2 protein-coding genes are annotated in these 2,192 nt (G+C 38.7%); both read right to left on the bottom strand.

All coding sequences use genetic code 11. The annotated features are described in order from the left end of the window. Nucleotides 1-26 precede the first annotated feature (26 nt). A complete protein-coding gene (locus HMPREF1865_RS07495) occupies nt 27-1,445 on the bottom strand; it encodes a sensor histidine kinase (protein ID WP_060919722.1) in 1,419 nt (472 codons plus the stop codon). After that, on the bottom strand, nt 1,423-2,097 hold the full coding sequence (locus HMPREF1865_RS07500) for a response regulator transcription factor (RefSeq protein WP_060919723.1): 675 nt from the start codon (nt 2,095-2,097) through the stop codon (nt 1,423-1,425). The genes HMPREF1865_RS07495 and HMPREF1865_RS07500 overlap by 23 nt, the downstream gene beginning before the upstream one ends. Nucleotides 2,098-2,192: the final 95 nt, after the last annotated feature.

Below are 2,192 nucleotides of genomic sequence, written 5' to 3' on the forward strand. Positions count from 1 at the left end.
GAGCAAACCACCCGTTCTACGGGTGGTTATGATTCTTCAGTTGTGTTGTACGGCAATCGCACGGTAAATGTAGTTTTTACTTGTGGTTCACTGGTGGCCGTTACTGTGCCATGGTGTAAGTTAATAACTTTATTTACAAAGTATAGACCTAGGCCGATGCCATGATTAGATTTTTTGTTTCTCGATTGTTCCGTCTGATACATTCGATCCCAAATATGATCCAGAGCTTCAGGTTCGATGCCAATACCATTATCTGTTACGGTAATGACTAAGTCTCTGCCTACGAGTTTAGCCGAAATATCAATAGTAGAGTTTGTAAACTTAATGGCATTGTCCACTAGGTTTGTGATAGCTCGACGTAATGATACTTCGTGAGCATTCATATGTAAATTAGATTCAATATGAGATGTAATCGTAATCTGTTTATCTGTATTTTCTGTACAGAGTCTTGTATAGTCGTGGACCATATTGGATAACATCAATGATACATTGACAGGTGCAAAGCTTAGACCTTGTGCATTTTCAAGGCGGGCTACATCAAGCAGTTGGCTTACGAGGTTAGTCATGAACTTAGCTTGCTCTAAGATATGTGTTAAACCTTCCCGTAGATCTGCTTCCGTACGACCGTATTTTAAAGCAAATTCACTTTCTGCTTTAATAACGGCAATTGGTGTACGTAGCTCGTGAGATACGTCAGAACTAAATTGTCTTTCACGATTGGAAGAATCCTCAAGACCTGAAATCATACGGTTAAATGTTGTAGTTAGTTCGTAGATTTCATCTCTCGCTGTGCGAGCGGGAATGTCGATACGACGGCTCAAGTCGTTGTTCTTACCGATGACTTTAGCTGTTTTTGTTAAAGTTCGGACCGGTTTAAGTCCTTTTTTGATGAAAAGATAACCGCCTAGGGAGGAAATTAGTAAGAAAATGATATTCCCTAATAGTAAGCTATATAAAAGGTTTTCCGTCTTTTTAGAGGCTGTTTTTACTTTTGTAACAGCACGTAAAATACCACGATAATTTGGTTCGTTAACCGGTGTATCGTAGTAGTAGAAGGTATCATCACCAGCAGCAATTTCACCAATTTGACCTAAGGAAAGGATTGTTTGGTTTGGAAACCCATCTGGCAAGGCGCCTTTAATAATATAGCCATCTTGAGTTGATACAAAGAAGAATGTATTATCTTGGTACGGTTTAAACTTGCGGATATCCGTAGCCATAATCATCGCTTGCTGCTGTAAACGTTCGCGCACTTCTTTGTTATCAGATTCATGTGTATATGCGTAAATCCATGCGGATGCAACCATCAAAATGATAAGCAAAAAGATGGTATACCACGACATAATTTTAAAGGTTAGGGGCAGCCGATTAAATAAATCGGTGGCTGCCCCGGACATGGTATCTAGATCTCGGTGAGGATCATTAGTTTTCTGTTTTGAGGACATACCCTACTCCACGAACCGTTTGAATGAGTTTTACATTCTCATCAGTATCAATTTTCTTGCGCAAATCTTTAATGTATACGTCGATAAGGTTAGAGTAGCTTTCATAATCGTATTCCCAAACATGGTCAAGGATTTGTTGACGAGATAATACGATATTTTCGTTACTTGCTAAATAGAATAATAGGTCGAATTCTTTTGCAGTCAATGTAATTGTTTCGCCGTCGCGTTTAACAGTACGTTGAGGAACATTGATGGTAAGTGGACCTACATGGATATCGTTTTGTGCATGACGCGCATTACGACGAGCCAATGCATAAATACGAGCGGTTAACTCTTCAAGATCGAAAGGCTTTACAAGATAATCATCTGCACCAGTGTTAAGGCCTGTAACTTTATCTTGCAAGGAATCCTTTGCTGTTAAAAGCAATACAGGTGTTGTATTACCGTCGTTACGCATTTGTGCAAGAGCACTGATACCATCGAGGATTGGCATCATAATATCGATTACGATAACGTCATAGCTAGATGTGTTAACGTAATCGATCGCTTGTTGCCCATTGAAGCATGTATCAACTGTCATATTTTCTGCACGTAAATATTTAGCCGTGATACCATTCAGCATTTCTTCGTCTTCTACAAGTAAAATTTTCATTCTCTGTTCTCCTTATGTATGATTTAAAAATATAGCTCTCCAACTACATTAATTATAGTCATTATATATCTTGAATTGCAATAAGTAATGCGACA

It is taken from the genome of Veillonella parvula (assembly GCF_001553335.1).
GTDB lineage: Bacteria > Bacillota > Negativicutes > Veillonellales > Veillonellaceae > Veillonella > Veillonella parvula_S.

Coding starts and splice junctions, on each gene's coding strand:
- HMPREF1865_RS07495 (WP_060919722.1), bottom strand. CDS start 1,445: ATGTCCTCAAAACAGAAAACTAATGATCCTCACCGAGATCTAGATACC.
- HMPREF1865_RS07500 (WP_060919723.1), bottom strand. CDS start 2,097: ATGAAAATTTTACTTGTAGAAGACGAAGAAATGCTGAATGGTATCACG.